General features: G+C 73.3%; 4 protein-coding genes and 1 pseudogene. 2 read left to right on the plus strand and 3 right to left on the minus strand.

Going from position 1 to position 6,613, the window contains the following annotated elements; genetic code table 11:
- Positions 1–233 (plus strand): annotated as a pseudogene (locus L0B03_RS12210) (hypothetical protein); the annotation flags it as partial.
- 57 nt (positions 234–290) lie between these two features.
- Here the strand turns inward: L0B03_RS12210 and L0B03_RS12215 are convergent.
- Positions 291–1,595 (minus strand): LysR substrate-binding domain-containing protein, encoded by a 1,305-nt coding sequence (locus L0B03_RS12215; RefSeq protein WP_250446107.1) that lies wholly within the window; start codon positions 1,593–1,595, stop codon positions 291–293.
- Positions 1,596–1,666: 71 nt separating this feature from the next.
- Between L0B03_RS12215 and L0B03_RS12220 the strand changes: the two genes are divergently transcribed.
- Positions 1,667–2,677 carry an EamA family transporter gene (locus L0B03_RS12220; RefSeq protein WP_250446110.1) on the plus strand — a complete coding sequence of 337 codons (1,011 nt, stop codon included), beginning with the start codon at positions 1,667–1,669 and terminating at the stop codon, positions 2,675–2,677.
- Here L0B03_RS12220 and L0B03_RS12225 read toward each other — a convergent pair.
- Positions 2,628–3,926, minus strand: coding sequence for a glycoside hydrolase family 5 protein (locus L0B03_RS12225; protein WP_250446112.1), 1,299 nt, complete (start codon positions 3,924–3,926; stop codon positions 2,628–2,630). The two genes, L0B03_RS12220 and L0B03_RS12225, sit on opposite strands and share 50 nt — an antisense overlap.
- A 27-nt stretch (positions 3,927–3,953) precedes the next feature.
- Entirely contained in the window at positions 3,954–6,344 is a 2,391-nt protein-coding gene (secD, locus tag L0B03_RS12230) for a protein translocase subunit SecD (RefSeq protein ID WP_250446113.1), read from the minus strand.
- Positions 6,345–6,613 lie beyond the last annotated feature (269 nt).

The following is a 6,613-nucleotide window of genomic DNA, read 5'->3' on the forward strand; positions in this document are numbered from 1 at the left end:
ACCGCCCACCGGCGAAGTGGTCGCGGGCCGTCGTCGCGACGCCCATGGGCAGCGTCCCGCCGACCGGCGGGTTCTTCCAGGGGCTCGACGTCGCGACGGTCGCCACCCTGCCGACGGCGGTGGCGCTGCTGCTCGGCGGGCTGGCGCCGGTGGTGGTCGGGATCCAGGCGGCGATGACGGTGATCGTCGTCGCGGTGCTGGTCGGGGTGGCGGGGCGCAAGCCTCAGAGTTGAGACACGGTCGACGGATCCTGGCGAGCACAACGGTCGCCGGCAGGGCCCGGCACGGCCCTACTCGGCACCCTGCCGTTCGTCCCCGGTGTCGAAGAACCGGTCGAGGTACTCTTCTGCAGCGAGGTCGCTGTCCCGCATGAGGGAGTACACCTCAGCACCATCGACCGGTTCGTCGGCCATGCCGTACGCCTGGGCAAGCCCCAGGTAGGTCGAGGGCTCGCCCCCGAGCTGGTTGACGTACTCCACGGCCTCGAGCTCCGCGCGCACTATCGCCTCGCTCACCGACCGGGCACGCCACAGGGTGACCCGCTCCTCGTAGGTCTGGTGCGGCTCGTCGACCGGGCCGTGGACGGCGAACACGCACCGGACGGCGTACCAGCCGCCGCGCAGTCCGTCCCCGATCCCGACATCGGCGACGTCTCGCCGGGCGGGGCCCGAGGTCACCTCGCGCTCGGGTCGGACGTCCCCATGACGCAGGCCCGCGCCGATCTCGACCAGGTGGTCGACGACGGTGCGCACGGCCAGGCGCGCATACCGGTCGGGGCGGGCCAGGGCCACGATGCTGCGATCGGCACGCACACCGTCGAGGGGTCGGAGCACGACGCCGGGCCGTGGGCGGGTGGTGAACCGCGGCAGGAGGGCGAGGCCCACCCCTTCGGCGACGAGCGCCTCGATCAGCCGGTTGTCGCGCAGCCGGAGGCGGCGCTCGAGCCGCTCCCCGGTGAGGTTCTCGACCGCGATGAGGATGGTGTCGAAGGGGTATCCCTCGGGCACCCCGATCCAGGAGGTGCCGGTGAGGTCCTCGACCCGGAGCCGCGGGCGCGCCGCCAGCGGATGGTCGGCGGGGAGGGCGACGTCGATCGGCTCGCGCGCGACCACCCGGCTCACCAGCCCGTCTGCTCCCTGGGGCGTGTCCCCGGCGAGGCTGTGGGCGATGACGACGTCCGCGTCGAGGGTCCGCGCGGCGTAGTCGGTCTCGGCCAGGTCGAAGTCGTCCAGCTCCAGGCGGATCTCCGTGCCCCGCAACCGCCCGACCAGGCTCGGTAGCAGCGCCTCCCCCGCGCTGGGCAACGAGCCGATCGACACCACCCCGCGGGGGGCGCCGAGGTTCGCGTCGAGCCGGGCCTGCACCTCGGCGAGGGCGCGGCCGACGTCTTCGGCGCCGTCGGCCAGCACCTGACCGGCCGCCGTCAGCCGCACACCGCGGGAGAACGGCTCGACGAGGCGGACGCCCAGCTCGCGCTCCGCCGTCCTGAGCTGCTGCGAGAGGGCCGACGGCGTGCGGTGGGTCGCGGCTGCCACGGCCGCGAGGGTTCCCCGCACGGACAGCTCGCGGAGCAGGTCGAGGTGACGGAACTCCATGTAGGGACCCTAAACCTTATCCCCACGAGCTTTCGCTGGTGCTTCACTGTCCGTCCGCCCAGACTGGCGCGGTGCCCCTCCGCCACACCGCCCTCGCCTGCCTGGTCGCCGCCCTGTGGGGGATCAACTTCCTCGCGATCCACGCCTCCCTCGAGCAGTTCCCGCCGATCTTCCTCGTCGCCCTGCGCTTCGCGATCCTCGCCGTCCCGGCCCTGCTGCTCGTGCCCCGGCCCCAGGTGCCGACGCGGTGGCTCATCGGCTACGGGCTCGGCTTCGGCACCATCCAGTTCTTCGGCCTCTACCTGGGGATGGCGGCCGGCTTCCCCACCGGCCTGGCCTCCCTCGTGCTCCAGGCCTCAGCCCCGTTCACCGTGGTGCTGGGCGTGCTCTTCCTCCGCGAGCCCATGACCCGACGTCGGGCCGTCAGCGTGGGGGTCGCCGTGCTCGGGCTCGCGCTGGTGGGGTTGTCGCGGGGCAGCGCCGAGAGCTGGTGGCCGTTCTGGCTCGTGGTCCTGGGGGCCTTCGGGTGGGCCATCGGCAACCTCTCCAGCCGCCTGGCCGCGCCGCCCAAGCCGCTGCACCTGATCATGTGGATGACCGTCGTCCCGCCGCTGCCGATGCTGGCGCTGTCCCTGGTGATCGAGGGCCCGGACCAGATCCTCGAGGCGTGGAGCACCGCCGCCACCGCGGCCGCCGCCCCGGCGTGGATCGGCCTGGCCTACACGGTCGTCCTCGGGACCGTCGTCGGCTCGGGCATCTGGGTGTGGCTGATGAAGCGCCACCCCGCCGGGGTCGTCGCGCCCTTCTCGATGCTGGTGCCGGTGGTCGGGATCACCGCGGCCTGGCTCGTGCTGGGCGAGACGCCGAGCGCCCTCGAGGTGGCTGGCGGGGTGCTCGTCGTCGTCGGGGTGCTGTGGGGGAACAGGGTCCGGCCTCGGTCCACCACCGTTCCGTCGACCGCTGCCGCGCCGACCCCCGCCCCGTCGGCCCCCGCCCCGTCGGCCCCGGCCCCGTCGGCCCCGGACGCCCTCGTCAGTCCAGGAGCGGGGCGATCGCGTCCAGCTTCTCCTGCTGCGGGGTGACCCAGTCGTCCTGGACGAGGCCGCCCGTGTCGCTCGAGTTCGGGTTGTAGGACCAGTAGGCGAAGCTGAAGCCGCCGTCGCGCAGGTACGGCACGAGCCGCGCGAGCCAGGCGCGGTCGGACTCCGACTCGTAGAGGGTCCCGAACTCCCCGACGAAGACGGGCGCGATGTCCTCGGCGACCAGGTATCCCCAGTGCGCGTCCCAGAGGGGCTCCAGGTTGTCCGGGTAGTCGGCTGCGGAGAACCACGGCTGGGCGTAGACGCTCTCGGGGTACTCGTGCGTCGAGTAGACGACGCGGCCCGGGACCGCGAGCTCGACGGGACGTTCGCGCACGTCGGCCAGGCCCCCGCCCCACCACGTGGCGGTCCCGTCCTCCATGGTCTCGACGCCCTCGACCACGATCAGCCAGTCGGGGTGCACCTCACCGATCGCGTCCCCCGCCCGGGTCGCGGCCGCCGCCCAGTCCCGGGTCTCGTCGCCGCAGCCCCAGCAGGCCGTGCCGTGCGGCTCGTTGTGCAGGTCCGCGCCGATGACCGTGGGGTCGTCGCGGTAGCGCTCGGCGAGCATGACCCAGTCCTCGATCCAGACCTCCTCGGGGTAGGCGTCGGTGTACCAGAGCTCGGACTGCTGGTCCGAGCCCGGACGGTGCCGGTCGAGCAGGATCGTCATCCCGCGGGCCTGCGCGCCGGCGACGACGGCATCCATGATCTCGAGGGTGCTCTTGCCCGCAAGGGTCGGGTTCTGGTTCTCATCGATGCTGCTCGGCGCCGCGCCTCCCACGCACTGGTTGGAGAACGGCAGCCGGATGGTCGTGAACCCGAAGTCGCGGATCTGATCGAGCACGTCATCCAGGGACCTGGTCCACAGCCCGTGCGGTGAGCAGGTCTCGGTCTCGAACCCGAACCAGTTGACCGCCTTGAGGACGACCGTCGAGCCGTCGCTGTCCACGATCCGCGCACCGTCGGTCGCGAGGAACCCCTCGGCGGGGAGCTGGGCGGCGGAGGCCGTCGAGGTCGGTGCGGGCTCGGAGGCGTCGGGGGTGGGGTCGGACGGGGACGTCTCGTCGGTCGCCACCGGGCTGCCGGCAGGAGCCGGGGTGTCCTCGCCGCCCAGCACGGTCGCGCCGACGGCACCCAGGACGATCCCGAGGAGGAGGGCCCCGACGACGGCACCCACGAACGTCGCGCGACGCACACGGCGGTCCGGCTCGTCGGCGGCTGGGGTCGGCACCGTGCCGTCGTGGTTCATGGGCCCAGGCAACCATGCCTCGCGGCGCTAGACGACCGCGCCGTCGGTCCGCTCGGCCTCGCCGGTCTTGGGTGGCTTGGGCTCCTTGACCGGGGTGGGCCACCGCTGCTCGAGGGCGATGGTCAGCGGGACCGCGACCGAGACGGTCGAGACCGTGCCGACCACGATGCCCAGCACGAGCGCCAGCGCGAAGTCCGACAGCGAGTCCCCACCGATGACCAGCAGCGCCACCAGCACGAACAGGGTGCTCAGCCCGGTGTTGACCGTGCGCGGCAGGGTCTGCAGCACGGCGCTGCCGGCCATCCGGGAGAAGGACTCCCCCTGCTTGGCGCGGACCATCTCCCGCACCCTGTCGAAGACCACCACCGAGTCGTTGACCGAGTAGCCGATCACCGTCAGCAGCGCCGCGAGGAACACGCCGTCCAGCGGCTTGCCCGTCCACGCGAACACGCCGAGCACCACCACCACGTTGGTGGCCAGCGCCGCGACCGCCCCGCTGCTGAAGGTCCAACGGAACCGGATCGCCAGGTAGGCGAGCTGGGCGAGGAGCGCGATGCCCAGGGCGATCAGGGCGTTGCGGCGCAGCTCGTCGCCCAGGCTCGGGCCGATCAGCTCGTCGCTGACCACCTCCGCCCCGCCCGCGACCTCGGCGATGGCGTCGCGGATGCGCTCCTGCTCGGCGTCGTCGATCGGGGAGGTCCGCACGGCGATGTCGTCGTCCCCCGCACGCTGCACCACGGCGGTGGGGAAGCCCGCGTCGCCGACGGCCTCGCGGGCGATCTCGGCGTCGACGGTCGTCGAGGTCGAGTACTGGATGCTGCGGCCACCGGTGAACTCGACACCGAGGTTCACCCCGCGGACCAGCAGGCCGGTCCCGGCGACCACCACGATCAGCAGCGAGACGCCGAGCCAGCGACCGGGCCGGTCCAGGAAGCCCGACTCGCGCTCGGTGAGCCGGGTGCGCAGGCGGCCCAGGGTGTTCATGCCGGTGATGCCCGGGTGCCGCTCGGCGATGCGGGTGCGCGCGACGGTCTCGGCGAGCAGGCGCGTGATGACCAGGGCAGAGAAGAACGACACCAGCACACCGATGGTCAGCGTCACACCGAACCCGCGCACCGGCCCCGAGGCCAGCGCGAACAGCAGGCCCGCGGAGATGAGGGTCGTGATGTTGGAGTCCGCGATCGCGGGGAACGCCTTGCGGAAGCCCTCGCGGACCGCCGTCGGGAGGGTGCGGCCCCGGACGGCCCGTTCCTCGCGGGCGCGTTCGTAGACCAGGACGTTCGCGTCGACCGCCATGCCCACCGCGAGCACGAAGCCCGCGAGCCCCGGCAGGGTGATCGTGGCGCCCACGGTCAGCAGCGCGGCGTAGGCGATGAGGGCGTAGCAGAGCAGGGCGACGACGGCGAGGAGCCCCATGAGGCGGTAGACGGCCACGATGAAGATCGCGGTGAGGAGCACACCCAGGGCGATGGCCTTGACGCTGGCGTCGATGGCGGCGGCGCCCAGGCTCGGGCCGACCGTCCGCTGCTCGATGACCTCGACCGGCACCGGCAGCGAGCCGCCCTGGACGAGGGCCGAGAGCTCGAATGCCTCCTCCTGCGTGAAGTTGCCCGTGATCTCGGTGGACCCACCGATGATGCCCACGCCGCAGGGGACGCTCTCGTTGACCTGCGGGGACGTGATGACCTCGCCGTCGAGCACGATCGCAGCACGTCGTGCGGGGTCGCCGAGCGGTGCGCAGGCGGCCTCGCCGGTCAGCTGGGCCCAGGCGTCCTGCCCCTCCCCTTGGAAGTCGAGGGTCACGAACCAGCCTCGGCCCGACTGCGGGTCGGTCTGAGCCCGGGCCGCCGACACCGACTCGCCGGTGAGGGCCGCGGGCCCGAGGCGCAGCGGGGTGCCGACGTCGTCCGGGAGCACGATCTCGGTGGTGGGGTCGATCTCGAGGTCGCCAGGCTCGACACCCTCGTCGCTCTCCGTGCCCCCGTCGATCGCCGTGCCGTCGGGCTCGATGCCCAGCACCGGGTGGATCGTCAGCTGGGCGGTGCGACCGATGATCTCGACGGCCTCGCGCGGCTCGGTCAGCCCCGGCAGCTCGACGACGATGCGCCGCTCCCCCGAGCGCGCGAGGGTCGGCTCGGCCACACCGAGGGCGTCGACCCGGCGCCGCAGCACCTCCAGGGCCCGGTCGGTGGACTCGGCGTCCGCGACGGTGGTGGCCGAGTCCTGCGTCTCGAGGACCACCTGGGTGCCACCGCGCAGGTCCAGGCCGAGGGTCGGCGAGGAGGTCAGCACCGCGAAGGTCGACCCGGCGAGCACCAGGAGGGTGACGATCGCGCGGATCAGCAGCGCTCGGGAGGAGCCTCCGGCACGAGGGCCGGCGGTGCGGGGGGCGATCGGTGGGGTGGTGCGGGCGCTCATGCGGGCTCCGGGAGGACGCGGGACGGGGAGGTCACGGGCTGCAGGCCCACCCTCCCACCCGGGTCAGGGCGGGCGCGGGACTGCGGCCGGGGCACGACGGCGGGTCGCGTCACCTGGTGGGGTCCACCCGGGTGGGAGCGCCGCGGTCGTGTCAGAGCAGCGGCGGCGCCCGGGGTCCGGCCGCTGTGGTCTCGCTCGCGGCGCGGCCCGCTGCGTCCTGCGCGTCAGCGGCGAGCGGGAGCTCCCACCCACCCACGACGACGGAAGTC

The sequence above is a fragment of the Actinotalea sp. C106 genome, from assembly GCF_023630195.1.
Taxonomy (GTDB): domain Bacteria; phylum Actinomycetota; class Actinomycetes; order Actinomycetales; family Cellulomonadaceae; genus Actinotalea.

Bases quoted from the DNA above. Each gene is read 5' to 3' on its own strand.
- L0B03_RS12215 (WP_250446107.1), bottom strand. From the start codon at position 1,595: ATGGAGTTCCGTCACCTCGACCTGCTCCGCGAGCTGTCCGTGCGGGGA.
- secD (WP_250446113.1), bottom strand. From the start codon at position 6,344: ATGAGCGCCCGCACCACCCCACCGATCGCCCCCCGCACCGCCGGCCCT.
- L0B03_RS12225 (WP_250446112.1), bottom strand. From the start codon at position 3,926: ATGAACCACGACGGCACGGTGCCGACCCCAGCCGCCGACGAGCCGGAC.